The following is a 25,136-nucleotide window of genomic DNA, read 5'->3' on the forward strand; positions in this document are numbered from 1 at the left end:
ATATGGTTGATTCATTCTGCCGCAGCAGGTGGGCGCATCTCCAGCGCCTTGACCTTACGCCAGTCCAGACCGGCAAACAGGGCCTCAAACTGGGCGTGGTTCAGCGCCATCACCCCGTCTTTGATCGCAGGCCAGGTGAAGGTCATGTCTTCCAACCGCTTGTAGGCCATCACCAATCCGGTGCCATCCCAATACAAAAGCTTCAGCCGATCCGCCCGGCGCGACCGGAACACAAACACCGTGCCGGTGAACGGATCCTTACGCAGCACCGACGACACGATTGCCGCCAGACCATCATGACCTTTCCTGAAGTCCACAGGTTGCGTCGAGACCAGAACCCGCACGCGGTTTGACGGGAACATCATGGCCGCGCCCCGATTGCCCGCACGATCTCGGCAATCCGGTCAGAACTGGTGGTGCCATCGACCCGGATTGTCACACGACCTATCGCAATCTCGATGGGTTTACAGGACAACCCGTCAGGCTTTGTGAGCTGCCCGGCGACAGCCGGCACATCCGCACCGCCGCCACCATCCGACACGACGATCGGTGCAAAACAGAAGCTGTCATCTTCAACCGCAGGCAAAACCAACCGGCCGTCACGTGCCCGACTACGCCATTCCGATAAATGGTTCGCCCGCAGCCCATACCGCGCCGCAACTTCATTCACGCTCACACCTGGCTGCAAGCTCTCAGCAACGATCCGCGCCTTTATCTCTTCCGGCCAGCGTCGCTGTCCGTTGGTCCTTATGTCCACCCCGTAATCCCGGAGAAACTCCAACGTAGTCGCCATCGCGAAACTCCTGCACTGATCTCCATCGCACATGGAATCGCAGGTCAGACAATCTGTTGGAAGGTGAGGGCCAGCGACCGCTTACTGTCGCATTGCGTCTGCGGATGCAGCAATTGACCGGTGCCGCCATCGCCAAGGCGCAGGAAGACACGGCCTTTTATCGCTGGACCCCGCTTTTATCCGCCAATGAGGTCGGGGCAGAACCTGACGCCCCCGCCCTGACCAGCGCTGCGTTTCACACAAAGATGCAGCAGCGGCAGGCGGATATGCCCCATGGTCTGACCCTGACCTCTAGCCATGATACGAAACGTTCCGAGGATGCACGGATGCGGATTGCCGCGCTGTCGCATGATCCTGCCATGGCCGATGCGCTCTTGGCGCTGGTGCCCGATGTGCCCGCGCCCTGGCGTTGGTATATCGCGCAATCTGCCTTTGCCGCAGCCCCCGCGGGTGATCTGGCCGAGCGGCTGGTCGCGCATCTGCAAAAGGCCATGCGCGAGGCCAAGCAGGACACGTTCTGGTCAGCCCCCGTCGCCGATTTCGAAGGTCCCGTGCTGGATGCTGCCCGCATTGCTGCCAAGGCTTTTTGCGATGATAGCGCGCTGGCCGGTCTGGCCTTGCGGGCGGACAATCTTGCGCTGGCGCAATGCGCGCTGAAACTCTTCATGCCGGGGGTGCCTGATATCTATCAAGGCACGGAAATCGGCAGTTTCCGCCTGACAGACCCCGACAATCGCGCGCCTGTTGACTGGCACAGCCTGGCCCAGCTGGCCCAAGGGCTGCCGGTGGGCACGCCCTTTGACCGCAAAAAGTTTGACCTGACCCGCAGCCTGTTACAGCTGCGCCGCGAGGCGCCCGACACTTTCGCTGGCCCATGGCAACCGCGCGAGGCCCCCACAGGCGCATTGCGCGCCGCGCGCGGCGGGATCGTGCTGCATCTGTCAACCTGTGGACGGCACTTGCCAGAAACCACGGATGCCCTGCTTTGGCCAAGGCAGCCCGGGCCGACGCCGGTCCGCATCACAGGCACAATCTGACGCATGTGACCGGCATTTTTGGCAGGAACAAAGGCGGGCTGGCGCTGTTTTGCAGGTTTCAGCAACCAAGAAAGAAACACCATGCGGACCTTGAATATCCTTACCTTCGTGCTTGTCATCATCGGAGGCCTGAACTGGCTTTTGGTCGGGGCATTTCAAGTCGATCTTGTGGCCGCGCTTTTGGGTGGTCAGGCGGCGCTGCTGGCGCGGATCGTCTATATTCTGGTCGGCCTTTCCGCGATCTGGCAATTGACCCGGATCGATGCGGTCACCAAAGACCGGACCTATTGATCCGCGCAGCGCTGGGCGTGGCAAGGATGGCGTGATCAGCCTTGGCGGTAGCAGGGCAGGATATCGCCCGCCGCCGGGGTCGCCGCATAGACGGCGCGCGCGATGGCGCGGCTGAGGCAGATCGCACCTGCCGCCGCGATATCGCGAAAGGCGGTTGCATCGACCGACCCGTCACTGCCAGTGGCCACCCCAAAGACCAGATCACCATCCAGCGGCGTATGCGAGGGCACGATAGCCCGCGCCATCCCGTCATGCGCGGTCACCGCCAGCCGGTGGCATTGCACCTTGGTCAGCGGGGCGTCGGTGGCGACGATCGCGATTGTGGTATTCGTGCCCGCCATGGCCTGCATCTGCATCGCCTGTTCTTTCAGGCTGGGTTCCGGGCGGACCAGCCCGCCGCGCGGATCGGGGCCAAGGCCGCCGAATTCGGCCCCGATCTCGAAAGGTGCCGCCCAGAAATGCTGCCCGCCGGGCGTGGTCACGCTGCCCAAAGCATTGACCGCGACCAGCGCGCCCAGTGTCGTGCCATCCGGCAGGATCAGCGACGCCGAGCCCAGCCCGCCCTTTTGCATCGCCGCCAGCGCCCCGGTGCCGGCACCCGCAGTGCCCAGCGCGAAATCCTTGCCCGCCGCGTCCAGCGCGGCACGGCCCAGCGCGCGGTAGGGGTTTTCATCCCAATCCTTGGCCCCGCCATTGATCAGATCAAAGATGATCGCCCCCGGCACGATCGGTATCCGCAACGGCCCAAGGGCAAAGCCGCGCCCCATCGCGCGCAGCCCGTCCATGACGCCCGAACAGGCATCGAGGCCGTAAGCCGAGCCGCCCGAGAGCACCAGCGCATCAACCTGTTGCACGGTCTTGTCAGGGGCCAGAAGGTCGGTTTCCTTGGTCCCTGGTGCGCCGCCCATGACATGCACGCTGGCGGTGAAAGGCGCATCCGCGACCAGCACGCTGCTGCCGGTCTTGATCCGGTCGTCCTGCGCATTGCCCACCCGCAGCCCTGTCACATCGGTGATCAGATTGCGGGGGCCCGTTTTATATGCAGCGTCCACCGTCCACCTCCATTGCGATGCCTGTGATCATGCTGGCCTCGTCCGAGCAGAGGAAACAGGCGGCATTGCCCATATCCTCGGGCGTGGAAAAGCGGCCCAAGGGGATCGTCGCCAGAAACTTGGCGCGGATCTCGGGCGTATCCTCGCCCATGAAAGATGCCAGCAAGGGCGTTTCCCCCGCCACCGGATTGATGGCATTGACGCGGATGCCATGGGGTGCCAGTTCGACCGCCATCGTCTTGGTCGCGGTGATCATCCAGCCTTTCGACGCATTATACCAGTTCAGCCTTGGGCGCGGCGACACGCCCGCAGTCGAGGCCACGTTCAGGATCGCGCCTTTGCCTGATTGCTTGAACTGCGGCACGAAAGCACGCGCTGTCAGATAGACCGATTTCATATTCACCCGGAACAGGCGGTCGAAATCATCCTCTGTCACATCCTCCATCGCGCTGGGCAGATGCGTGATGCCTGCATTGTTCACCAGAATATCCAGCGGCCCGGCGGCTAACACGATGTCCGCCATGTCAGAGACTGAATCCGCGCGGCCCACGTCACAAGTGATCGCCCTGCCACCCAGTTCTGCCGCGATCTGTTCTGCCGCCGCGCCGTTAATATCGGCACACCAGACCTGCGCCCCTTCGGCTGCGAATTTGCGCGCGATACCCGCGCCAAAGCCCGATCCGGCCCCTGTCACCAAAGCTGTCTTGCCTGTCAGTCTCATATCTTTACCCATGCCATGCAGCGACGGTTTTCAGGGTCGAAAAGCCATAAAGCGCCTCGAACCCCTTTTCGCGGCCATGCCCCGATTTGCCGACACCGCCAAAGGGTAATTCCACCCCGCCGCCTGCGCCGTAATTGTTGATGAAGACCTGCCCTGCGTCCAGCGCCTTGGCCAGCCGCATCTGGCGGCCCCCGTCGCGGGTCCAGACCGATGCGACCAGCCCAAAGGCGGTGCCATTGGCGATTGATAACGCCTCGGCCTCGTCCGCGAAGGGGATCAGCACCTGCACGGGGCCAAAGATTTCCTCTTGCGCCAATATATGATCGGCGGGCACATCGGCGAAAAGCACGGGCGCTATGTAATGGCCCGCCGCATCGGTCACGATCTGGCCCTGTGCGGCGATGGCCAGATCGGCCCCTTTGGCGATGAACCCCGCCACGATGTCCTTTTGCCGGGCAGAGATCAGCGGCCCAAGGTGCAGATCATCCAGCGCCGGCCCGACCTGCAAGGCACGGTAAGCTGCGGCCATCCGGTCGCGGACCTGATCATAGACGCCGCGCTGCACCAGAATGCGGCTGGACGCCGAACAGGTCTGGCCCGCGTTCTGGATGCCTGCATTCACCAGAAATGGCAGCGCGCGGTCCAGATCGGCATCGTCGAATACGATCTGGGGCGATTTGCCGCCCAGTTCCAGCGTGACGGGGATGACATTTTGCGCCGCTGCCGTCTGGATCGCGGCACCCGTGCGGACCGATCCGGTAAAGGACAGATGCTGCACGTCCGGATGGCTGGCAAGGGCGGCCCCCGCCTCGGCCCCTAATCCGGTCACGACATTCAGCGCCCCCGCTGGCAGGCCCGCCGCTTGGGCGATGGCGGCAAAGGCAAGGGCTGTCAGGCAGGCATCTTCGGCGGGTTTCAGCACGCAGGCATTGCCCATCGCCAGCGCCGCCCCCACGGATCGCCCGATGATCTGCATCGGATAATTCCACGGGATGATATGGCCGGTCACCCCATGCGGTTCGCGCAGAGTATAGACGGTATAGCCGTCCAGATAGGGGATGGTCTCGCCCATGATCTTGTCGGCGGCGCCGCCGTAAAATTCAATATAGCGCGCCAAAGCCACCGCATCGGCGCGCGCTTGGGTCAGGGGTTTGCCGACATCGCGCGCCTCGATCTGGGCCAGCGTCTCGGTATGGTCCAGCACCGCCTGGCCGATGCGCGTCAGGATGCGGCCCCGCTCAAGCGCGGTCATCCGGCCCCAGTCACCGGCGCGGGCGGCATGGGCGGCCTGCACGGCGGCGTCGATATCTGCCGCTGTGCCGCGCGCGATCTGCGTCAGCTGCTGGCCTGTCGATGGGTCCGTGACCTGGATCGTGGTCTCGCCACGAATCCAGGCCCCGCCGATCAACTGGCTGGCGGGGGGGATGTCAAAGGGCGTCAGCGGCATGGGCAAGCTCCGGCAATTGGGGGGCGGCGGCGATCAGCGATTGGGTATAGGGATGTTGCGGCGCGGCAAAAACAGTCTCTGTTACACCGGATTCAACGATTTTTCCGGCCTGCATCACCAGCACGCGGTCGGTGATGCTGCGCACGACGCTCAGGTCATGGCTGATGAACAGATAGGCCAAGGGCCGCTTGCGGCACAGATCGGCGATCAGGTCCAGCACCTGGGCGCGCACCGAGACATCGAGCGCCGAGACCGCCTCGTCAAAGATGATCAGATCGGGTTCCACGATCAGCGCGCGCGCGATGGCAAGGCGCTGGCGCTGGCCGCCGGAAAATTCATGGATATATTTTCCCGCCGCATCGGGGGGCAGGCCGACATCGGCCAGCGCCTTGGCGATGGTATTGGCGCGGTCCTCGCCTTTGGGCGGGTTGTCCAGCAGATGGAAGGGTTCGGTGATCAACCGGTCGACGCGGTGACGGGGATTGAAGCTGCCGTAGGGGTCTTGAAACACCACCTGCATCTTGCGGCGCAGGGCATGGTCGCCTTGCGATACCGGCGCGCCATCCAGCGTGATCTGCCCGGCTTGCACCGGTTCCAACCCCAAGATCGCCTTTGTCAGGGTCGATTTTCCACAGCCGCTTTCGCCGACCAGCCCCAGCCGTTCGCCCCGGTTGATGGTCAGCGATACATCGTCCAGCGCCCGAAAGCGCGCAGGCGGGCCAAAGAGCGACAGCCGCTTGGTCGGGTAATCGCGCATCACATTGCGCACCGCCAGCAAGGGCGCGTCGCTCTGCACCGCGGGCAGGTCCACCGCATGGGTCGAGGCGGCAAACAGCGCTCGCGTATAGGGATGGCGCATGGTGCCCAGAAGGTCGTGGGTTGCGCCTTGTTCGACGATGCGCCCGTGTTGCATCACGGCGATCCGGTCGGCGACATCGGCCACCACGGCCAGATCATGGGTGATCAGCAGCAGCCCCATGCCGAATTCCGCCACCAGCCCTTGCAGCAGGTCCAGAATGCGGGCCTGCGTCGTCACATCGAGAGCCGTAGTCGGTTCATCCGCGATCAGCAGCTTGGGCCGCATGGCGATCGCCATCGCGATGACGACACGCTGGCGTTGCCCGCCGGATAATTCATGCGGGTAACGCGTTGGCGCGACCTTGAGCCCGACCCGTTCCAGCATGGCGGCGGCGCGGGCTTGGGCCTGCGCCTTGGTCGTATTTTCGTGGATCAAGATCGTTTCCGCCACCTGCGCGCCGATGGTCTGCACAGGGTTCAGCGCGGTCATCGGTTCTTGAAACACCATGCCCATCGCATTGCCGCGCATCCGGCACAGCGCGGCTTCGGGGGTTTGCACGATATCGGTGCCATCCAGCAGGATTTGCCCCTGCGCCTGTGCGCCTTGCGGCAACAGCCCCATGATCGCCAGCGCGGTCATGGATTTGCCAGACCCGCTCTCGCCGGTGATCGCGGTGATCTGGCCGGGGGCCATATCCAGATCGATGCCCTGCAAGACGCGGGTGCCATTGATCTGCACCGACAGGTCCCTGATCGAAAGCAAGCTCATGTCCGCACCACGCGCAGTCGCGGATCAAGCCAATCGCGCAGCCCGTCGCCCAAAAGGTTCAGCCCCAGCACCGTCAGCAGGATCGCGAAACCGGGGATCAGCGCCACATGCGGCGCGATACTGACCAAGGTCTGCGCATCCGCCAGCATCCGCCCCCAACTGGCCGTCGGCGGCTGCGCGCCAAGGCCGATATAGGACAAAGCAGCCTCGGCCAAAATCCCCAGACTGAATTGGATCGTCCCCTGCACGATCATCAGATTGGCGATATTGGGCAGGATATGTTCGGCTGATATCCGCGCCGTACCCTTGCCACTGACGCGGGCGGCAAGGATGAAATCACGTTCCCACAACGGCAGGGCCGCGCCCCGCGTCAGCCGCGCGAAAACGGGGATATTGAAAATCCCGATGGCGATGATCGCGTTGATGGCAGAGGGGCCGAAAACGGCCGTGATCAGGATCGCGATCACCAGCGAGGGAAAGGCAAAGACCAGATCATTGCCGCGCATGATCAGATCATCCAGCAGCGACCCCCGCCGCGCCGCAGCCCAGAGACCCAGCGGCACCCCAAGCCCCATCCCGATGCCTACAGCCACCAGCGCCACGGCAATCGAGGTCCGCGCCCCCATCATGATCATCGACAGGATATCGCGGCCGAAATGGTCGGTGCCCAGCAGATGCGCGCCGCCGGGGGGCAGCAGGCGGTTGGGGATGTCCAACGCCTCTATATTATAGGGGGTCCAGAGAAAGGACAGCGCCGCCAGCCCGGTGAAAAACGCGGTCAGGCCCGCGCCGATGATCAGGTTGCGCGACATCAGCTGCGCGCCCGCAAGCGGGGGTCGACGGCGGCATAGGTCAGATCGACAATGAAATTGACCATGATCACGGTGAAGACCAGCAGCATCACCACGCTTTCCACCACGATCAGGTCACGCGCGCTGATCGCCTGAAAGATCAGCCGCCCCAACCCGGGCAGAAAGAACACTTGTTCGATGATGATCGCCCCCGCCAGCAGGAACGAAAACTGCAAGCCGATGATTGTCAGCACCGGGATCAGCGCATTGCGCAAAGCGTGCCGCCAGAGCGCTTGCCGGCGGGTCAGCCCCTTGGCACGCGCGGTGCGGATGAAATCCTCGCCCAGCATATCCAGAAGTGATGACCGCATCACCCGCGCAAGGATCGCCGCTTGCGGCAGGGCCAGCGCGATGGCGGGCAGGGTCAGCGCCTTGATCGCGGCCAGTGGATCGGCCCAGCCCGGAAAGCCGCCTGCCGAAAACCAGCGCAGGTTGATGGCAAAGATCAGCACAAGGATCATCGCGAACCAGAAATTCGGGATCGCCACGCCCAATTGTGTCGCTCCCATGATCGCCGTATCGCCTGCGCCACCCCTGCGGCTGGCGGCATAGATACCTGCGGGAAAGGCCACCAATGTGGACAAGGCCAGCGCATAGATCGCCAGCGGCAGCGACACCCAGATCCGGTCCGCGATCAGCGTCGCCACGGGTGTTTTATAGGTCCACGAGGTGCCAAAATCGCCCTGCACCATGCCGCCGACCCAGGCCGCATAGCGCGCGACCAGCGGTTCATCCAGCCCCATCTCGGCGCGCAGGGCGGCGATTGTATCCGGCCGCGCATTCACGCCCAGCATAAAGGCCGCCGGATCGCCGGGGATCACTTCGACGACCGCGAAGATCACGACAGAGGCCGTGATCAGGCTGATCACCAGCGACGCCAGCCGCCCGAGGGCAAAGCGGATCATCCCCGCTCAATTCCCCCAGGAGACGCCCGTCAGATCGACCGCAGCGGTCGGCTGGTTGACCCAAAGGCCTGTAATCTCGGCCCGCGCAACGGTGGCGACACCCAGCTGGAACAGATAGGCGTTGACGTAATCCTCGGAAATGATCGTCTGCGCCTGGGCCAGCAGGGCCGACCGGCCTGCGGGGTCGGTCGTGGCGTTCAATTCGTCCAGCAGGGCGCGGAAATCGGCGTTGTCGTACTGGAAATAATAATTGGGGTTGGCATAGATGTTGATATCCATCGGCTCGGTATGGCTGACGATGCTCAGGCCGAAATCCTTGTTGGTAAAGACTTCCTCGATCCATTGCGCCCATTCGAGGTTGGTGATCTCGGTCTCGATCCCGACTTCGCGCAGCTGGCTGGCGATGATTTCACCGCCGCGACGGGCATAGGACGGCGGCGGCAGTTTCAGCGTCGTGGTGAACCCATCCGGCAAACCGGCCTCAGCCAGCAAGGACCGCGACAAGGCGGGGTCGAATTGCGAATTGCCCAACAGATCGACGTAATCGGGGTTATGCGGCGCGAAATGCGTGCCGATGGGCGTGCCCTGCCCGAACATCGCGCCATCAATGATCGCCTGACGGTCGATGGCATGGGTGACAGCGCGGCGCACCAGCGGGTTGTCGAAAGGTTCGCGCTGGTTGTTCATCGCCAGAATGGTTTCGCCCTCGGTATTGCCGTTCAGCACTTGAAAGCGCGGATCAGCCGCAAATTGCGGCAGGTTTTCAGGGGCGGGGAAGCCTACGAAAACATCCACATCCTCGGCCATCACGGCGGCAAAGGCGGCGGTCGGGTCCGAGATAAAGCGGAAGGTCGCGGTTTCCAGCGCGGGGGCGGCACCCCAATAGCTGTCGTTGCGGGTCAGTTCCAGCCGGTCACCCTGCACCCAATTGGCAAAGCTGAAAGGCCCCGTGCCCACTGGGTTGGTCGCGATGCTGTCGATGCTTTCAGGTGCCACGATCACGGCATCGCCCCAGGCCATGTTGAACAGGAACATGCCGTTGGGTTGCGACAGCGTGACCTGCACGACCAGCGGGTCGATCACGGTGACCTCGGCGATATCGGCGAACAGCGCCTTTTGCGCATTGGTGCTGTCCTCGGCGCGGGCGCGGTCAAGGCTGAATTTCACATCCTCGGCATCCATCGTGGTGCCGTCGTGAAAGGTGACGCCAGCGGCAAGGTTGAACGTATAGGTCAGCCCATCATCGGAAATATCCCAGCTTTGCGCCAGACCGCGGATGATCGCGCCATCGGCGTCGAAACGGGTCAGCCCCTCGAACACATTTGCATAAAGCACCGAGTCAATCGCCTGTGCCGCCCCGCTGGTCGGGTCAAGGTTCGGCGGCTCCAGCTGGATCGCGACGGTGATACTGTCCTGCGCCAGCGCACCAGAGGCGCAAAGCACGACGGCGGTAGAAGCGGCAAGGCGTTTGAAATGATGCATGTTCGACCCCTGTTTGTTGGCGCCAGTGTTCACCCAAGTGAACCGGCAATTCAAGTCCGTAGGTCGGGGTTCACCCCGACATCTTCCCAGACAGCCCCCCCTATGTGACGCCGGTGATGATCGCCAACCCGCCGGCCATGACCTGCGCGCTGTCGATCATGTCATCGACGCCGATATATTCATCCGGCTTATGGGCCAGTTCCAAAAGGCCCGGCCCGTAAGCGATGCAATTCTTCAGCTTCCCGATCCGGTCGATATGTTTCTGGTCATAGGTGCCGGGGCTGGCGACGAATTCTGCGGGCCGGCCCAGCACTTTTTCGATCTCATCTGCGATCACCTGGACCACGGGGGCGTCGCGGTCGGTCATGCTGGGCAGGACCATGTTGATCTCGCGCAGGTCATAGCTGAACTTGTCGCGCTGCATTTTCAGCTCTTCCAGCAGGGCTGTGACCTCGCCGCGCACCTGATCAATGCTTTCCTCGGCCAGAAAGCGGCGGTCGATCATGATGCGGCAGCTGTCGGGCACGCAATGCGCGGGCAGGCTGGTGTCGCCTGCGGCGAATTCGGGCTGGCCGCCGTGAATGGAATTGATGTTCATCGTGGACGACCGCGCGCCATCGGGCACCACGGGCATATCGGTGCGCCGCGCGGCCATGGCGGGGTAAAGCGTCGTTTCGAACGCGGCCAGCACCGCCCCCATATGGCGCACTGCGCAATCGCCCAGAAACGGCATTGACCCATGGGCGATTTCGCCATGGGTCTCGATCTCGGCCCACCAGCCGCCGCGATGGCCCAGACAGACGCGGTCTTTGTGCAAAGGTTCGGGAATGATCACATGCTGGACGCGGGCGGGATCGAAAAACCCCTGTTCGGCCAGATAGGCGACACCGCCGTAACCGCCCGATTCCTCGTCTGCGGTGCCGGAAATCTCGATCGCACCGGCGAAATCGGCATGGGTGGCAAGAAAGGCCTCGGCGGCGATGATCGACGCGGCCAGCCCGCCTTTCATGTCGCAGGCACCGCGGCCATAGATCTTGCCGTCGATTAGCGCGCCGCCGAACGGGTCTTGGGTCCAGCCCTGCCCGACCTCGACCACGTCGATATGGCTGTTGAAATGCACGCAATCACCCGCCCTTGTGCCGTCGCGCCGCGCGACGATGTTCCAGCGGGGGTATTTGTCGCTGTCGCCGGGCGTGCCATGCGCGCGGATCAATTGCGTGGCAAAGCCCGATTTGCGCAGCCGCTGGTCCAGATAATCGCAGATGTCACGGTAAAACGCGCCGGGCGGGTTGAGCGTGGGGATACGGATCAGGTCTTGGGTCAGCGCGATCAGAACATCGCGCCGGTCGGTGATGGCTTGCATCAGGGGGGCTTGGTCTTTCATGCGGGAACTATCGGTCAAGCGCTGTCCTCCTGCAAGGGCTGCGGCATCTGCTCTGGGTTGATTTGTTGTTGCAGCATGGCGGCCAGAAATCCCGTGGTGATGATCTGCACCCCCAGCGATGCCGCGACCACGGCAAGCGCTGCTGGCCGCACGATGCGGCTGGCGTCCAGATCGCCGAAACCTGTCGCGCCCCAGCTGAACACCCCTGACAGCGTGGCGAAGATGGCCAGCAATAGCAGGCTGCCGCCCGCGATACAGGCATTGTCCACGGACAGGCGGGATTTGCACCGCTCGAACCGGGCAGAGCTGGGCAAGAGCGCGAAACGCACGGCGAAAATCCGCGACAACGCATAAAAGCAGATCATCTGGAACCCCGTCAGCACCAGCCCCGCAGACAGGATCAGCGTCGCCACATCGAAACTGACGCCCCCGATGGTCACAGGCCCGAACAGCAGCGCCAGAAAACCGGCGCTGCCCAGCCCGAACAGGACCAGACCGGGGTAATAGAACAGCCAATAGGGCGCGAAGGTCATCAGCAGTTTCAGATGCAGCCAGCCATCGCGCCAGCTGCGCAGATGCGGCGGGCGCGACCGGCCATCAGGTTGCAGCGTGGTCGGAACCTCGCGGATGTCCAGACCCGACAAGGTGGCTTTGATCACCATCTCAGACGCGAATTCCATGCCGGGCGTGTTCAGATGCAGGCCGATGATCGCATCACGGTTGAACCCGCGCAGCCCGCAATGGAAATCCCCGACCGGTGTCCGGAAAAAGACCCGCCCGATCGTGGAGAGTACCGGATTGCCCAGATAGCGGTGCAGCGGCGGCATGGCCTTGGGCGCGATCCCGCCGCGAAACCTATTGCCCATCACCAGATCGGCCCCATCGCGCAAGGCGGCGACGAAAGGATCAAGATTGGCGAAATCATAGCTGTCGTCGCTGTCGCCCATGATCACGAACCGACCCTTGGCCGCGGCGATGCCCGCGATCAGCGCCGCACCATAGCCTTTGACGGGCACAGCGATCACGCGCGCGCCACAGCGGCGGGCGATGTCCTGACTGCCGTCATTTGATCCGTTATCCGCGATCAGCACCTCGCCCGCGATACCCGCGCGGTCAAGATAGCCCTTGGCCTTGACGATGCAGGTTTCCAGCGTCTCGGCCTCGTTCAGGCAGGGCATCAGAATGGTCAGCTCGGTCATCAAGGCGCCCCGGTCCTGTGGTCTCGTCCGGCCGGTTCATCCGGTCAACCATAGCGGTAGTGCAACCAGTGGCTGTTACGCAACAACCAGAGCGGGTAAAGGTGTCTGGACTGACGGGCTATGTTGCCAAATGGTCACCTGTGCTAGCGGTCTGGCAGCGGTGCGGAAAGACATGGATTGATGCGTCATATGCGGGTTTTACGCGATCTTCGGGTTGATCCTTTTGCCGTGGCGCTGGTGGCTGCGGTCGGATTTGCCATGCTGCGCGCCGTGCTGGATGGCCGCGCCATGGCTGATAATTTTGCAACCATGGATAATGACGACATCCTGCGGCTGGTCATGGTCCGCGACCTGATTGCAGGGCAGGGCTGGTTCGACCTGACGCAATACCGGCTGTTGCCGCCCGCAGGCGTGGTGATGCATTGGTCACGCTATATCGACGCCGGGATCGCCGCGATGATCGTGCCGCTGTCCGGACTGGTCGGCATGGACATGGCCGAGCAATTGGCCGTCACGCTTTGGCCGACGCTGATCTTTGGCCTGAGCTTGCTGGTGATTGGCTATGGCACCCGCCGCGTCTTTGGCAGCTGGCCTGCATGTTTCGCGCTGGCGATCACGGTGATCTGGCCGACGACGGGGCATCTGCATGCCGGGGCTGGCAATATCGACCATCACAATGTCCAGATGTTGATGATGACCATCGTCGCCTTTGCGCTGATCTGGCCGGTGGGTCCGGTGATCGCGGGGGTGATCGGGGGGATTGCGGCGGCTTTTTCGCTGGCCGTCGGGCTAGAGACCCTGCCTTTTATCATTGTCGCAGGCGCGATGGCGCTGGGCCGTCATCTGCTGGATATCAGCGCTGCCAGCCGTGGCTTTCTGCTGGCCTTCTGTCTGGCGCTGGCTGTTGCGGCGGTCTTGTTCTGGCTGGGCCAGACCGCCCCCGCGCTGCGCGCCATCGGGCATTGTGACCGGTTGAGCCTGCCAGCCCTGGCGCTGATCGCTGTCGCCGTGACCGCCAGCCTGCTGGCGGCGGCCGTCACGCGCTTTGGGGCTCTGGCGGGTCTGGCCGCTGCGGTTTTGGTAACGGTGGCGGGCTGCGTGCTGATCTGGCCGCATCTGGGCCCCTGTCTGGACGGGCCTTATGGCGATCTGCCGGCAGAATTGCAGGTCTTCATCGCAACCCGCATCAGCGAGGCTTTGCCGCTGCACCGTTTCATCCGCGACAGCCCGGCGGGCTTTGTCGTTTTCACCTTGCCGGTGATCGTGGCGGTGGCTGCGGGCGGGATCATGCTCTGGCGCGGGGCGGGGCCAAGGATGGCGCTGACAATGCTGTGGGTGTTCTGCCTGCTGGGGCTGGCCATGACGGCCTATCAGATGCGCAGTATCGTCATGGCGGGCGCTGTCGTCCCGATGCTGGGCGGCGTGGTGATCGCCCGCGCGCTAGAGGCCTATCTGCGCACCCGCGCGCCCAAGGCGGCCGTGATCTGGCTGGTGCTGGCCACCACGCTGATTGCGCCCATGCTGATCGGCCAACAGGTCAAGGCGCTGCTGCCGGATGATGACGCGCCCGCTGCCGCAGCGCGCGCGGCCTGTCGGGACCCAGAGGCTTTGGCGGGGTTGAACGCTCTGCCACCCGCCGTCTTTCTTGCGCCGATGAACCTTGGCCCCGCGCTGCTATGGGCCACCCATCACGATGTGGTCTCGGCGGGATATCATGTTGATCCGGTGCTGTTGATGAACGCGGTCGGGCCCTATCACTTGCCGCAGGATGATATCGCGGCCTTCCTGCGGCAATCGGGCGCCTCTTTGATCTTGGTCTGCCGGGGTGCTGTCTATGACAATGCCTTTGCCAGGTCTCTGGCCGCCGGTGCGCAGGTGGATTGGCTGCGCCCGGTGCCGATGCCGGTGCCTGTCGCTGCGCAGGCGCTGCTGGTCTTCGAGATCTTGCCACAATGATGGCCTTTGTGCGCTTTGTGCTGGTCGGGGGCAGTTTCAGCCTTGGCTATGCGGTGATCACCGCCGGCTTGATCCGCGTCGCGGCAGCCCCGCCGCTGGCGATCTCTGTCGGTGTCTATCTGATCTGCATTCCCGCCGCCTTCTGGGCGCAGCGGCATATCGCGTTTCGGGCCGACCGGCAGGCCAAGGGCGCGCTGTGGATTTATGCCGCGACGCAGATCGGCAGTCTGGCGGTCATATCCGCCATCACGACGCGTTTTGTCACGCGGGTGTTCTGGTGGGATATGCTGCTGTTTGTGGCAACGGCGGGCGTGGCGGCGGTGGCAAGCTTTCTGATCTGCCGCTACATCCTGTTCAGGACGCAGGCACCAGACGGGCGATGAAATGCAGCTGGCGGCCAAAGACCCAGGATGCGGGGGTCGGATATAGCGGGATCGCGCTGTCAAAGACATCGGTGGCAAGCCCCGCCGTGGCAAACCAGCGGTCCCAATCTTGGCGCGGCGCGTAATTATAGGGCAGCACCACGCCATGGGGCGCATTGCCGACCCAATCCATCAGGCGCAAGGTCGCGTGATCCAGCCAATTTTCGCTAAGGTGATCCTTGATGATAACCGCGTGGCGGGCGATGCGCGCGGCCTCTGAGATCAGGCGCTGCGGGTCGGCGGTATGGTGCAGCACATCGACGAAGGTGACGACATCGACGCTGTTGTCGGCAAAGGGAATCGTGGTGCCATCAAACAAGGTCACGGGGATATGCGTCTTGGCGCGCAGCATGACGTCGATGCCTTGCACCTGCGCGCCTGCCTGCTTTTCACCGATCATCCTGGCGATCTGTCCATCGCCGGTGCCGACATCCAGCATCTGTGCTGCGGCAGGGACCAATGCGCCGATCTGATCCACCAGAACCCGCACGCGCCGGTTGAACACCAGCCTGTCATGGACCCGGCCCAACGTCTTTTTCAACATGATACTCATTCATCCTTCAGGTTGTGCGCAGATTGGGTGAAAACCGCGCGGTCGTAAAGATTGCGCCGCGAAACCGATAATCCGCGTTGCAATTTCGCCCATTCCTTCGTTTACCGGATGCAGGGTTCGCAGGGGTACCAGATGGCCTATCTACTTGGTGTTGATACGGGCGGCACTTATACCGATGCTGTGGTGCTGGATGACGTGGCACAAAAGGTTGTTGCCTCGGCCAAGGCGCTGACCTCGCGGCCTGATCTGGCCTTGGGCGTCGGGGCTGCGATTGATGCGGCGCTGGTCAAGGCCGGGGTGGCCGCACGTGATATTGCCATGGTGTCCTTGTCCACCACGCTGGCGACCAATGCGCTGGTCGAGGGGCAGGGCGGGCGGATCGCCCTTGTCTTCATCGGGTTTGACGCGGCTGAACTGACCCGCGCGGGGCTGCAAGACGCGCTGCGCGGTGATCCGGTGATCGCGCTGGCCGGCGGGCATAGCCATGCGGGGGGTGAGGCTGCACCGCTTGATCTGGCAGGGCTGCGCGCGGCGCTGGCCGATTTGGACGGGGGCATTACCGGCTTTGCCGTCGCCGCCAGTTTCGCCACCCGCAATCCCGCGCATGAGATCGCGGCGCGCGATATGATCCGCGCGCAGACCGGCCTGCCCGTGACCTGTTCGCATGAATTATCCTCGGCGCTTGGCGGGCCGAAACGGGCGCTGACGGCGGTGCTGAATGCGCGGCTGATCGGCATGATCGACGGGTTGATCACCGCCTGTGAGACCCATCTGGCGGCTTGCGGGATCAGCGCGCGCCTGATGGTGGTGCGCGGCGATGGGGCGCTGGTCTCGGCTGCTGTTGCGCGCGAAAAACCGATTGAAACGATCCTGAGCGGACCTGCCGCATCCATCGCGGGGGCCAGTTGGCTGACCGGAGAGGCCGCCGCCCTGGTCAGCGATATCGGCGGCACCACCACGGACGTCTGCTTGTTGCGCGATGGTCGCCCGATGATCGACCCCGCCGGTGCGCGGGTCGGACCGTTTCGCACCATGGTCGAGGCGGTGGCGATGCGCACGACCGGGCTGGGCGGCGACAGCGAGGTGCATGTGACCGAAGGGCTGACCGCCGGTCTGCGGTTGGGGCCACGGCGGTTGATGCCCATCGCGCTGGCTGCGCAGCATTATCCCGATCTGGTGCATCAGGCGCTGGACCGCGCGCTGGCCAGCGGCGTGCCTGCGTCTGATGGCGGGCAATTCGTGTTGCCGCTGTGGCGGGTGCTGCCACAGGGGCTTGATCCGCGCGAACAGGCCGTGGCGCAGCGGCTGTTGGATGGCCCGTTGCGGCTGGGACAAGCGGTGCAGACGCGGATGGAAAACCCCGCATTGGGCCGGTTGATCGGGCGCGGGCTGGTGCTGCTGGCGGGGGTCACGCCATCGGATGCGTCGCATGTGCTGGGCTTGCAGGATGTCTGGGACAGCGCGGCCGCGACCAAGGCGCTGGCGCTGTTTGCACGCAGGCGCAGCGGCGGCGGCCAGCAGATTGCGCCGGATGCACAGGCCATGGCGCGGATGATCATCGACCAATTGACCGCGCAGACCGTCGATTGCCTGCTCCAAGCCGCCTTTGCCGAGGATGGGCGCGACTGGCCCGACCCTGCCGCCATGGCGCAGCATCCGCTGACCATGGCCGGGCTGGACCGGCACCGTGGCACGCTGCGGATCGATATGGCGCTGGCCTTGCCGGTGATCGGCTTGGGCGCATCGGCGCGCGCCTATTACGGGGCGGTCGGCGCGCGGCTGGGCACGCCAATGCTGGTGCCGGACCATGCCGATGTCGCCAATGCGATCGGCGCTGTCGTGGGGCAGGTGCAGATGCAGGCATCCGGCACTGTCACCAGCCCCGGCGCTGGCGCGTTCAAGGTGCATCTTGCGGGCGATGTGCAAAGCTATCCCAGCCGCGACGCTGCCTTATCGGCGATCCGCGCGGCGCTGACGGCGCAGGCTACGGCCGCAGCGCATGGCGCGGGGGTCGCGGATATCAGCCTGCATGTGGCCCAGGACATCACCGAGGTCGAGGTCGAAGGCCAGCCCATGTTCATCGAGGCCAAGGTCAAGGTCACCGCCCAGGGCCGGCCACGGATCGCGGCGGGGTGATGGCGGATGCTCACTTTCTTGTTAGTCCGATTGCGCGGCTGCGCGCGATAGAGGACAACACGGCGATATTCAGGATTACATCATGCTTGACCGCCATATTCGCCCATTGATTGACCCGCCGCTGAACCGGATCGGCCGCCGCATCGCGGCGCGCGGGGTTTCAGCGGATCGTGTCACGCTGATCGGGCTGGGCCTGGGGATGGTCGCAGCACTGCTGATCGTGTTGGGCGCACCTTTGCTGGCGCTGCTGCCCTTGCTTGGCAGCCGCTTTGCAGATGGGCTGGACGGGGCGGTGGCGCGGGCGACGCGCAAGACCGATTTCGGCGGCTATCTGGATATCACGGCCGATTTCATGTTTTACGCGATGATCCCGCTGGCCTTTGTGCTAGCCGATCCAGAGACGAACGGGGCGGCAGGTGCGTTCTTGCTGGCATCCTTTTATGTCAATGGCACGACTTTTCTGGGCTTTGCCATTCTGGCCGAAAAGCATGGCCATCAGACAGATGCGCAGGGTCAGAAATCGCTCTATTATTCCAATGGCATCCTCGAAGGGACCGAGACGATCCTGTTCTTCGTGCTGCTGTGCCTGTTCGCATCTTACTTTGCGCCGCTGGCATGGGTCTTTGGCACGCTATGTTTCGTGACGGCTGGGCTGCGGGTCCGGGCTGCCTATCGTATCTATCTTACTTAAAGGAAATTGCCGATGAAACAGCTTGCCGTTCTTGCCGCCTTGCTGGCACCCTTGCCTGCCATGGCCGATATCGACCCCGCCGATTGGGGCGCGGTGACGACCGAGGCCGCCGGTCAGACCGTCTATTGGAACGCCTGGGGCGGATCGACGACGACCAATGATTTCATCGCCTGGGTCGGATCGCGCGTGGCGCAGGATTATGGCGTAACGCTGACCCATGTGAAACTGACCGACACCGCCGATGCCGTGACCCGCGTGCTATCCGAAAAGCAGGCCGGTCAGGACGCGGGCGGCGCCATCGATCTGATCTGGATCAACGGCGCGAATTTCGCCGCGATGAAAGAGGCCGATCTGCTATTTGGTCCCTATGCCGAACAATTGCCCAATTGGGCCTTGGTCGATCATGAAAACAAACCAGCCCTGCAAACCGATTTCACCGTGCCGGTCGAAGGATATGAAAGCCCTTGGGCCATGGCGCAGGTGGTTTTCGTGCATGATACCGCGCGCATGCAAGAGAGTGTTGGCTCGATGGAGGCCCTGCTGGACTGGGCGCAGGCCAATCCGGGGCGGTTCAGCTATCCGCAGCCGCCGGATTTTCTGGGCACGACTTTCCTCAAACAGGTGCTGATCGATATTCTGCCTGATCCTGCGGTGCTGGCCGCACCGGCGACGGATGAAAACTATGACGCGGTGACAGCGCCCCTGTGGGCCTATCTGGATGCGCTGACACCGCATCTGTGGCGCGAAGGGCGCGCCTATCCCGCGACCGGCACGGCGATGTTCCCCTTGCTGGCGGATGGGGAATTGGATTTGTCCGTCTCGCTGAGCCCGGGCGCGGCCTCGACCGCGATTGCCAATAATGAATTGCCCGATACGGTGCGGACCTTCGTGCTGGACAAGGGCACGATCGGCAATGCGTCTTTCGTGGCGATCCCCTATAATTCGGGGGCCAAGGCCGGTGCCATGGTCGTTGCCAATTTCCTGATGTCGCCCGAGGCGCAGGCCCGCGCGCAGGACCCCGCGATCCTGGGCTATGGCACCGTGCTGGCGATGGACAAGCTGTCGGATGCCGACCGCGCGCTATTCGAGACGCTGGACCTGGGTATTGCCACGCTGACACCGGCCGAGCTGGGGATTGTGCAGGACGAGCCGCACCCGACATGGATGACCCGGATCAGTGACGATTGGGTGGCGCGCTACGGCGTCGCGCAGTAAGCGCCGCCCATGTCCCGCCGCCGCCTGTTGCCGCTCTTGCCGGCCCTGACCATGCTTGCATTGCTGGGGCCGGTGGTGGCGGGGCTCTGGGGGACCATGCTGCCCGCTTTCGGGCATCTGCCTGCGGCGGGTCTGACGGGGCCGTCGCTGGACCCGTTCCGCAACCTGTTTGGCTGGGCCGGATTGCCGCGCGCGGTAATGTTATCGGTGGGAACGGGCGTCTTGGCGACGGTGATTTCGCTATCCATCGTCATGTTGGTGACGGCGGGCTGGTCCGGGACGCGGGCGTTTGGGGTCTTGGAGCGGCTGTTGTCGCCTTTGCTGGCGGTGCCGCATGCGGCGGCGGCCTTTGGGCTGGCATTTTTGATCGCGCCCTCGGGCTGGCTGGCGCGGCTGGCCTCGCCGGAGTTGACAGGCTGGGACCGCCCACCTGACCTGCTGATCGTGCAGGACAGCTGGGGGCTGGCGATGACCGCCGGGCTGATCGTGAAAGAGGTGCCCTTTCTGTTGCTGATCACGCTGGCGGCACTGGGCCAGAGTGATGCGCAGCGCAGTCTGCATGTGGCGCAGGCGCTGGGCTATGGGCGGGTGACGGGATGGCTCAAGACAGTCTTTCCGCGCGTTTATGCGCAGATCAGGCCGCCGGTCTATGTGGTGCTGGCCTATGCGATGTCGGTCGTGGATGTGGCGGTGATCCTTGGGCCGAATACGCCGCCATCGCTGTCGGTGCAGATCGTCAAGCTGATGGCGCATCCTGATCTGTCGATGCGCCTAGAGGCTGCTGCGGGGGCCGTGTTGCAATTATTGCTGGTGATCGGGGCCTTGCTGGTCTGGCGGCTGGGCGAGGCTGTCGTCGCCGCATTTGGGCGGCGCTGGATCGCCTCTGGCGCGCGGGGCAAGGGCGACCGGGCGCTGGCCGTCCTGGCGCTGACGGCGGGGGGTGTTTCGGCGGCGGCGGTGTTCTTGGGGCTGGTCGTGATGGCGATCTGGTCGGTTGCAGGGTTCTGGAGCTTTCCCGATGCGCTGCCGGACCGGATCACCTTGGCGAATTGGTCGCGTTTCGGCCCCGGCACATTAGAGGCGCTGGGCGAAACCGCGCTGATCGCGGTGGTCGTGGCCCTGGTCGCGCTGGTGCTGACCATCGGCTGCCTAGAGGCCGAATACCGCCATGGCATCCGCGTCAGCCAGCGTGCGGTCTGGGTGCTGTATCTGCCCTTGCTGATCCCGCAAACGGCCTTTCTGCCGGGGTTGCAGACATTGATGCTGACCCTTGGGGCGGATATGGGCCGTGGGCCGGTCATGCTGGCACATCTGGTGTTCGTGCTGCCCTATGTCTTTTTGTCGCTGGCCGATCCGTTCCGCGCCTGGGATAGGCGGATCGGCACCATTGCGGCTGCCTTGCGCGCCAGCCCGGACCGTATCTTGTGGCGGCTGCGCCTGCCGATGCTGTTGCGTCCGGTGCTGACGGCCTTTGCCGTTGGGTTGGCGGTGTCCGTCGGGCAATATCTGGCCACCCTGCTGATCGGCGGCGGGCGCGTCGCCACCCTGACAACCGAGGCGGTGGCGCTGGCATCCGGCGGCGACAGGCGCGCGATCGGGGTTTACGGGTTGATGCAGACGGGGGCGGCGCTGGTGCCATTCGCGCTGGCGCTCCTGATCCCGGCGCTGGTCTGGCGCAACAGGAAAGGATTGCGGCATGGATAAGGGGTTGTCGCTGCGCGATGTGACGGTGTTCAAGGATCAATCGCCGCTGATCAGGCTGCATCATGATGTGGCACCGGGCGCGGTTTTGACGATCATGGGGCCGTCCGGTGTCGGCAAATCCACATTGCTGGCCTTTATCACCGGCAATTTGAGCAGTGATTTCACCGCCAGTGGCGCGGTCTGGCTGGACGGGCATGACATCACCCATGCGGCGGCGCATCAACGGCGTGTTGGCATCCTGTTTCAGGATGATCTGCTGTTTCCGCATCTGTCGGTCGGGGAAAACCTGGCCTTTGGCTTGCGGCCGGGGGGGGCGCGCAGCGACAGGCAGGCCCGGATCGACGCGGCCCTGGCCGAGGTCGGGCTTGACGGTTTTGCCCGGCGCGATCCTGCCACCCTGTCGGGGGGGCAAAAGGCGCGCGTCGCCTTGATGCGGATGCTGTTGTCCGAACCCTGCGCGCTGCTGCTGGATGAACCGTTTTCGCGGCTGGATGCGGCCTTGCGCGCGCAGGTGCGCGAGATGGTGTTCGACAGGGCGCGCAGCCGCGCCTTGCCGGTGTTGATGGTCACCCATGATGCCGAAGATGCGCAGGCCGCAGGCGGTGCGATCATCACGCTGGGCGATGAAACCGACCGCTGACAGCCCGCGCAACCCGATCAGATCAGCGTGGACAGGTTGATCCCTATGGTCATGGCCCCCACGACCGCGCCGGTGCTGTCCACGATGGATATCGACACCTGTGCCTGCACTTCACCGGATGATCCATCCAATTCAACCTCGCCGAAATGCATGGCATTGGGGCCTTTGGGGAAAGTTTCGGAAAACTTAGCCTCGTCCCCCTGCCAGTAATCCGATGTCGCTTCTGCGGCGGCGACATTCAGGCCGCGGGCATCCATGACGAAAACTTCGGAAATGGTGCCAGCCGATGCCGCCACGCGTTGCCGCAGGAAATCTGAGGTGGGGTTCTGCAATACGTCGTCAATCAGCGGAACACCCGGCATCCCGGCCTGCGCCATCCACAGCGCATCAAGTTCGTCGATCTTGGCCTGATCATAGCGGCCCGTAATCGCGTTTTGCGCAATGATCGCATCCACGATGATCGGGTCGGTTGCCCAATCCATAACGTGTTCAGTGACGAATTGTGCCATCTTGGGCTGCAGATCCTGTGCCGCCCCAGCGGTCGCGGTGGCCAGCGTCATGGCCAGCCAGAAAGTCAGTTGCTTCATCTATATTCCTCCTATGCAAGGCGAATAAGGCCGAAGTCTTGCCAGCCGGTTAAGCGCGACACAGAAATACGCATAGTTTGAATCAACTTTGGCCTTCATCGCCTTGTGGCCATCGCGCCCGCCGGGGCACGCGAAACGCCAGCATCGGCTTGACCAAGGGCGAGGCATAGCGGTCCAGATCCAGCGCTTCGTGAACGCCGGTGACGGTTTCCCCGTCCAGCACGGTCTGCACGGCAGAGCGTGAATAGAACGGCGCATCCAGCATCGCCAGCACCTGCCGGGGCATGACGCCGGGGTCAGCGCGGGTTTCGCGCCTGATCCGCCAGCCCGACGATTTGAACGGCACGCGCGGTGGCGCGCTGACCTGTCGGGCCTTGCCCTGATGGTCAAAGGCGATGGCGGTTTCCAGCATGGACCCATCCCTGCGCGTCGCGTCATAGATGCAGGTCGCGCCTGCCTTGGTCGGATAGCGGCCCCATGTCCAGAATTTGAAATCATCCTCCAGCGGTCTGGTGCCGAAATTGGCGTCGAAATAGCCGTGGCCTTTCCATTGCCAGCCCTTTGCCGCCAGATCGACATTGATGTCCGAGGATGGCGCGAAAGGCCGCCAGACATGCGCGCCGTCCGGCGTCAGCGGCAGTTCGACAGATGTCACCGCGCGCGGGGTGATGGTGATCTGCCCTTGCACGCGGCTGATGACGGGCGGGCCGCTGATCTCGTTGATGTCGATGACCAGCGCCTTGCCGTTCCAATGCATTGCCGATGGGCCGACCTGCAAGGTATCGGTGCTGGTGCGCAGCGCCTGCCGGCCGCGGTCGGTCATGGTGAACCGCCCGCCGGGGCCATAGGTCGCCACATTGATGCAGCAATGATTGGCCGGATCACCGCGCCCCGACCAAGCATACCACGGCGAAAAGACCGATCCTATGAACCCGATGACGCTGACCGCCTTGGTGCCGCAGTCGCTGATCCCGTCGACATACCACCAGGCATAGCCGCCGGGCGGGACGTCGAGTGCAAAGCAAGGTCGTTCAAGATCGCCGCGGCCGCGTGCTGGCCGCAGAGCGTCGCCATCGGCACCCCCGCCCCCGGATGCACCCCGCCCCCCGCCAGATACAGCCCCGGCATCGTCGTGCGCACGGTCGGCCGCTGAAACGCCGCCATCATCCCGTGCGGGCTGCGCCCGTACAGTGAACCGAGGCTCGCGGGGAACAGCGCGTCGAACCCCTGCGGTGTGGTCAGGCTGTCCGGTCCCGGTGTCGGGCTGAAGGTCAGTCCGAACTGGCGGAACCGGGCGAAAATCTGTGTCTGACATTGGGCTTTTTCCTGTTCGGGGTCGCGCAGAACGGGGGCTGCATTCATGATGATTTCAAAACGTTGCAGGGCACCGGGTGCCGCGGTCCCGTGATCCTGCGCGCACAGATACAATGACGCATCGCGCGGCATTTCCTTGCGCGCCAAAGCGGCAAATTCGGCCTTGGGGTCATGGCCGAAGAACACATTATGATGCGCCAGCGCGACCCCCTGGGGCTTGGCCGCGAAAGCATGGACATAGGCCGACAGGCTGCGCGGTTCGGTGCCAGCGCGTTTGACCACTCTGGCAAGACTGTCTCCCAGCAGGCCGGTCGCCAGCGCCCTTGGGTCGCCGTTGAACACGACGGTGCCGCCCGCGAAATGCCCTTTGGTGGTTTCCACCCCGCTGATCCTGCCGCCTTGCCGTGTGATCCGCAGGGCGCGGGTGTCGTGGTGAAACTGCACGCCATGCCGTTCGGCCAATGCCGCGATGGCCAGCGCCAGCTTTTGCATGCCGCCCGCGACGGTCCAGACGCCCTGCGCCTCGGCCTGCCAGATCAGCGACAGGATCGCGGGCGATTGATAGGGCGAGCCGCCGACATAGGTGGCATAGCGCCCGAACAATTGCGCCAGACGCGGGTCGGTGAAGCTGGATTTCAGCAGCCCGGCCATCGACCGATGCGGCGCCATATCGGCGATCAGGCGCGGCTGGGCCAGCACTTTGCGCGCCACGGCGATCTGGTCGGGCATGGCTGTGCGCATCATCGGCGCATCGAACGCCTCGAACAGCCGCTTTGCACGGGCCGAGAATTGCGCGAATTCCGCCGTCGCCACCGCGCCAAAGGCGTCGCGCAGATTGGCAAGGCTCGCCTGCGGATCGGCCATCAGGTCCAGCTGGGTGCCATCATCCCAATAATGCCGCGCCAGTGTTGCCAGCGGCGTCAGGGTCACATGATCGGCCAGATCGGCCCCGACATCGGCGAACAGATTGTCGAACACATGCCGCATTGTCAGCACGGTGGGGCCGGCATCGACCGGACCCGCAGCAGATGGCACCGACCGGATCTTGCCGCCCGGTGCGGCCTGCATATCGACCACCGTGACATCATATCCGACATGGCCAAGGCGCAAGGCGGTGGCCAATCCGGCGATTCCCGCGCCGATGATCACGATCTTTTCCGCAGATGCGGGCATTTCGAACAGGCCTCTA

At 63.9% G+C, this 25,136-nt stretch carries 24 protein-coding genes; 9 read left to right on the forward strand and 15 right to left on the reverse strand.

The genetic code is table 11. The annotated features are described in order from the left end of the window. Positions 1-11: 11 nt before the first annotated feature. Together tnpB and tnpA are read right to left on the reverse strand one after the other, a co-directional pair. Positions 12-365 (reverse strand): IS66 family insertion sequence element accessory protein TnpB, encoded by a 354-nt coding sequence (gene tnpB, locus LOKVESSMR4R_RS18150; protein WP_087206430.1) that lies wholly within the window; start codon positions 363-365, stop codon positions 12-14. Next, entirely contained in the window at positions 362-793 is a 432-nt protein-coding gene (gene tnpA, locus LOKVESSMR4R_RS18155) for an IS66-like element accessory protein TnpA (RefSeq protein ID WP_087206431.1), read from the reverse strand. Before tnpA ends, tnpB begins: the two co-directional genes overlap by 4 nt. Before the next feature lie 104 nt (positions 794-897). On the opposite strand from tnpA, the gene LOKVESSMR4R_RS18165 reads away from it, so the two are divergent. Next, positions 898-1,830: a hypothetical protein gene (locus tag LOKVESSMR4R_RS18165; protein ID WP_157898271.1), complete on the forward strand. Its 933-nt coding sequence runs from the start codon at positions 898-900 to the stop codon at positions 1,828-1,830. A gap of 81 nt (positions 1,831-1,911) precedes the next feature. Continuing rightward, on the forward strand, positions 1,912-2,121 hold the full coding sequence (locus tag LOKVESSMR4R_RS20660) for a DUF378 domain-containing protein (protein WP_087211719.1): 210 nt from the start codon (positions 1,912-1,914) through the stop codon (positions 2,119-2,121). A gap of 35 nt (positions 2,122-2,156) precedes the next feature. On the opposite strand, the gene LOKVESSMR4R_RS18175 is transcribed toward LOKVESSMR4R_RS20660, so the two are convergent. The 9 genes from LOKVESSMR4R_RS18175 to LOKVESSMR4R_RS18215 all read right to left on the reverse strand — a co-directional run bounded on the left by LOKVESSMR4R_RS18175 (position 2,157) and on the right by LOKVESSMR4R_RS18215 (position 12,729). Beyond that, on the reverse strand, positions 2,157-3,173 hold the full coding sequence (locus LOKVESSMR4R_RS18175; protein WP_087211722.1) for a P1 family peptidase: 1,017 nt from the start codon (positions 3,171-3,173) through the stop codon (positions 2,157-2,159). Further along, positions 3,157-3,894: an SDR family oxidoreductase gene (locus tag LOKVESSMR4R_RS18180; RefSeq protein ID WP_087213564.1), complete on the reverse strand. Its 738-nt coding sequence runs from the start codon at positions 3,892-3,894 to the stop codon at positions 3,157-3,159. Before LOKVESSMR4R_RS18180 ends, LOKVESSMR4R_RS18175 begins: the two co-directional genes overlap by 17 nt. 4 nt (positions 3,895-3,898) lie before the next feature. After that, a complete protein-coding gene (locus LOKVESSMR4R_RS18185; RefSeq protein WP_087211725.1) occupies positions 3,899-5,341 on the reverse strand; it encodes an aldehyde dehydrogenase family protein in 1,443 nt (480 codons plus the stop codon). Beyond that, complete coding sequence (locus tag LOKVESSMR4R_RS18190; protein WP_087211727.1) at positions 5,322-6,908, reverse strand: ABC transporter ATP-binding protein; 1,587 nt, start codon at positions 6,906-6,908, stop codon at positions 5,322-5,324. Before LOKVESSMR4R_RS18190 ends, LOKVESSMR4R_RS18185 begins: the two co-directional genes overlap by 20 nt. Beyond that, on the reverse strand, positions 6,905-7,720 hold the full coding sequence (locus tag LOKVESSMR4R_RS18195) for an ABC transporter permease (RefSeq protein WP_087211730.1): 816 nt from the start codon (positions 7,718-7,720) through the stop codon (positions 6,905-6,907). The genes LOKVESSMR4R_RS18190 and LOKVESSMR4R_RS18195 overlap by 4 nt, the downstream gene beginning before the upstream one ends. Beyond that, complete coding sequence (locus LOKVESSMR4R_RS18200; protein WP_087211733.1) at positions 7,720-8,664, reverse strand: ABC transporter permease; 945 nt, start codon at positions 8,662-8,664, stop codon at positions 7,720-7,722. Before LOKVESSMR4R_RS18200 ends, LOKVESSMR4R_RS18195 begins: the two co-directional genes overlap by 1 nt. 6 nt (positions 8,665-8,670) lie before the next feature. Next, entirely contained in the window at positions 8,671-10,146 is a 1,476-nt protein-coding gene (locus tag LOKVESSMR4R_RS18205; protein ID WP_087213567.1) for an ABC transporter substrate-binding protein, read from the reverse strand. 100 nt (positions 10,147-10,246) lie between these two features. Continuing rightward, positions 10,247-11,530 (reverse strand): acetylornithine deacetylase/succinyl-diaminopimelate desuccinylase family protein, encoded by a 1,284-nt coding sequence (locus LOKVESSMR4R_RS18210; RefSeq protein WP_087211736.1) that lies wholly within the window; start codon positions 11,528-11,530, stop codon positions 10,247-10,249. 14 nt (positions 11,531-11,544) lie between these two features. Next, positions 11,545-12,729, reverse strand: a complete 1,185-nt coding sequence (locus LOKVESSMR4R_RS18215; RefSeq protein ID WP_087213571.1) for a glycosyltransferase family 2 protein — start codon at positions 12,727-12,729, stop codon at positions 11,545-11,547. A 189-nt stretch (positions 12,730-12,918) separates the two neighbouring features. Between LOKVESSMR4R_RS18215 and LOKVESSMR4R_RS18220 the strand changes: the two genes are divergently transcribed. Continuing rightward, the gene (locus tag LOKVESSMR4R_RS18220) at positions 12,919-14,685 is read left to right on the forward strand and encodes a hypothetical protein (protein WP_237331846.1); all 1,767 of its coding nucleotides are present in this window, start codon (positions 12,919-12,921) and stop codon (positions 14,683-14,685) included. Further along, entirely contained in the window at positions 14,682-15,068 is a 387-nt protein-coding gene (locus tag LOKVESSMR4R_RS18225; RefSeq protein ID WP_087211743.1) for a GtrA family protein, read from the forward strand. Before LOKVESSMR4R_RS18220 ends, LOKVESSMR4R_RS18225 begins: the two co-directional genes overlap by 4 nt. Here the strand turns inward: LOKVESSMR4R_RS18225 and LOKVESSMR4R_RS18230 are convergent. Further along, complete coding sequence (locus LOKVESSMR4R_RS18230) at positions 15,040-15,651, reverse strand: class I SAM-dependent methyltransferase (protein WP_237331847.1); 612 nt, start codon at positions 15,649-15,651, stop codon at positions 15,040-15,042. The two genes, LOKVESSMR4R_RS18225 and LOKVESSMR4R_RS18230, sit on opposite strands and share 29 nt — an antisense overlap. 141 nt (positions 15,652-15,792) lie before the next feature. Here LOKVESSMR4R_RS18230 and LOKVESSMR4R_RS18235 point away from each other — a divergent pair, with 141 nt between their 5' ends. From LOKVESSMR4R_RS18235 to LOKVESSMR4R_RS18255, 5 genes are all read left to right on the forward strand, one after another. Beyond that, the gene (locus LOKVESSMR4R_RS18235; protein WP_087213577.1) at positions 15,793-17,796 is read left to right on the forward strand and encodes a hydantoinase/oxoprolinase N-terminal domain-containing protein; all 2,004 of its coding nucleotides are present in this window, start codon (positions 15,793-15,795) and stop codon (positions 17,794-17,796) included. Between the two features lie 82 nt (positions 17,797-17,878). Continuing rightward, on the forward strand, positions 17,879-18,487 hold the full coding sequence (locus LOKVESSMR4R_RS18240) for a CDP-alcohol phosphatidyltransferase family protein (protein WP_087211746.1): 609 nt from the start codon (positions 17,879-17,881) through the stop codon (positions 18,485-18,487). A gap of 12 nt (positions 18,488-18,499) precedes the next feature. Further along, positions 18,500-19,702 (forward strand): ABC transporter substrate-binding protein, encoded by a 1,203-nt coding sequence (locus LOKVESSMR4R_RS18245; protein WP_087211749.1) that lies wholly within the window; start codon positions 18,500-18,502, stop codon positions 19,700-19,702. A 9-nt stretch (positions 19,703-19,711) separates the two neighbouring features. Continuing rightward, positions 19,712-21,406, forward strand: a complete 1,695-nt coding sequence (locus LOKVESSMR4R_RS18250; RefSeq protein ID WP_087211753.1) for an ABC transporter permease — start codon at positions 19,712-19,714, stop codon at positions 21,404-21,406. After that, positions 21,399-22,046, forward strand: a complete 648-nt coding sequence (locus LOKVESSMR4R_RS18255; protein ID WP_087211757.1) for an ATP-binding cassette domain-containing protein — start codon at positions 21,399-21,401, stop codon at positions 22,044-22,046. The genes LOKVESSMR4R_RS18250 and LOKVESSMR4R_RS18255 overlap by 8 nt, the downstream gene beginning before the upstream one ends. A gap of 17 nt (positions 22,047-22,063) precedes the next feature. On the opposite strand, the gene LOKVESSMR4R_RS18260 is transcribed toward LOKVESSMR4R_RS18255, so the two are convergent. The 3 genes from LOKVESSMR4R_RS18260 to crtD form a co-directional block, all read right to left on the reverse strand. Next, complete coding sequence (locus tag LOKVESSMR4R_RS18260) at positions 22,064-22,633, reverse strand: cache domain-containing protein (RefSeq protein ID WP_087211760.1); 570 nt, start codon at positions 22,631-22,633, stop codon at positions 22,064-22,066. Between the two features lie 82 nt (positions 22,634-22,715). Continuing rightward, positions 22,716-23,603, reverse strand: a complete 888-nt coding sequence (crtC, locus tag LOKVESSMR4R_RS18265; RefSeq protein WP_157898302.1) for a carotenoid 1,2-hydratase — start codon at positions 23,601-23,603, stop codon at positions 22,716-22,718. Next, positions 23,558-25,120 carry a 1-hydroxycarotenoid 3,4-desaturase CrtD gene (crtD, locus tag LOKVESSMR4R_RS18270; protein WP_087211762.1) on the reverse strand — a complete coding sequence of 521 codons (1,563 nt, stop codon included), beginning with the start codon at positions 25,118-25,120 and terminating at the stop codon, positions 23,558-23,560. The genes crtC and crtD overlap by 46 nt, the downstream gene beginning before the upstream one ends. Positions 25,121-25,136: the final 16 nt, after the last annotated feature.

Source organism: Yoonia vestfoldensis, from assembly GCF_002158905.1.
Lineage (GTDB): Bacteria > Pseudomonadota > Alphaproteobacteria > Rhodobacterales > Rhodobacteraceae > Yoonia > Yoonia vestfoldensis_B.

Coding starts and splice junctions, on each gene's coding strand:
- LOKVESSMR4R_RS18255 (WP_087211757.1), top strand. CDS start 21,399: ATGGATAAGGGGTTGTCGCTGCGCGATGTGACGGTGTTCAAGGATCAA.
- LOKVESSMR4R_RS18260 (WP_087211760.1), bottom strand. CDS start 22,633: ATGAAGCAACTGACTTTCTGGCTGGCCATGACGCTGGCCACCGCGACC.
- LOKVESSMR4R_RS18165 (WP_157898271.1), top strand. CDS start 898: ATGCAGCAATTGACCGGTGCCGCCATCGCCAAGGCGCAGGAAGACACG.
- LOKVESSMR4R_RS18190 (WP_087211727.1), bottom strand. CDS start 6,908: ATGAGCTTGCTTTCGATCAGGGACCTGTCGGTGCAGATCAATGGCACC.
- LOKVESSMR4R_RS18180 (WP_087213564.1), bottom strand. CDS start 3,894: ATGAGACTGACAGGCAAGACAGCTTTGGTGACAGGGGCCGGATCGGGC.
- LOKVESSMR4R_RS18235 (WP_087213577.1), top strand. CDS start 15,793: ATGGCCTATCTACTTGGTGTTGATACGGGCGGCACTTATACCGATGCT.
- tnpB (WP_087206430.1), bottom strand. CDS start 365: ATGATGTTCCCGTCAAACCGCGTGCGGGTTCTGGTCTCGACGCAACCT.
- LOKVESSMR4R_RS18185 (WP_087211725.1), bottom strand. CDS start 5,341: ATGCCGCTGACGCCCTTTGACATCCCCCCCGCCAGCCAGTTGATCGGC.
- LOKVESSMR4R_RS18245 (WP_087211749.1), top strand. CDS start 18,500: ATGAAACAGCTTGCCGTTCTTGCCGCCTTGCTGGCACCCTTGCCTGCC.
- LOKVESSMR4R_RS20660 (WP_087211719.1), top strand. CDS start 1,912: ATGCGGACCTTGAATATCCTTACCTTCGTGCTTGTCATCATCGGAGGC.
- crtD (WP_087211762.1), bottom strand. CDS start 25,120: ATGCCCGCATCTGCGGAAAAGATCGTGATCATCGGCGCGGGAATCGCC.
- LOKVESSMR4R_RS18230 (WP_237331847.1), bottom strand. CDS start 15,651: ATGTTGAAAAAGACGTTGGGCCGGGTCCATGACAGGCTGGTGTTCAAC.
- LOKVESSMR4R_RS18240 (WP_087211746.1), top strand. CDS start 17,879: ATGCTTGACCGCCATATTCGCCCATTGATTGACCCGCCGCTGAACCGG.
- LOKVESSMR4R_RS18250 (WP_087211753.1), top strand. CDS start 19,712: ATGTCCCGCCGCCGCCTGTTGCCGCTCTTGCCGGCCCTGACCATGCTT.
- LOKVESSMR4R_RS18210 (WP_087211736.1), bottom strand. CDS start 11,530: ATGAAAGACCAAGCCCCCCTGATGCAAGCCATCACCGACCGGCGCGAT.
- LOKVESSMR4R_RS18225 (WP_087211743.1), top strand. CDS start 14,682: ATGATGGCCTTTGTGCGCTTTGTGCTGGTCGGGGGCAGTTTCAGCCTT.
- LOKVESSMR4R_RS18205 (WP_087213567.1), bottom strand. CDS start 10,146: ATGCATCATTTCAAACGCCTTGCCGCTTCTACCGCCGTCGTGCTTTGC.
- LOKVESSMR4R_RS18215 (WP_087213571.1), bottom strand. CDS start 12,729: ATGACCGAGCTGACCATTCTGATGCCCTGCCTGAACGAGGCCGAGACG.
- LOKVESSMR4R_RS18200 (WP_087211733.1), bottom strand. CDS start 8,664: ATGATCCGCTTTGCCCTCGGGCGGCTGGCGTCGCTGGTGATCAGCCTG.
- tnpA (WP_087206431.1), bottom strand. CDS start 793: ATGGCGACTACGTTGGAGTTTCTCCGGGATTACGGGGTGGACATAAGG.
- LOKVESSMR4R_RS18195 (WP_087211730.1), bottom strand. CDS start 7,720: ATGTCGCGCAACCTGATCATCGGCGCGGGCCTGACCGCGTTTTTCACC.
- LOKVESSMR4R_RS18220 (WP_237331846.1), top strand. CDS start 12,919: ATGCGGGTTTTACGCGATCTTCGGGTTGATCCTTTTGCCGTGGCGCTG.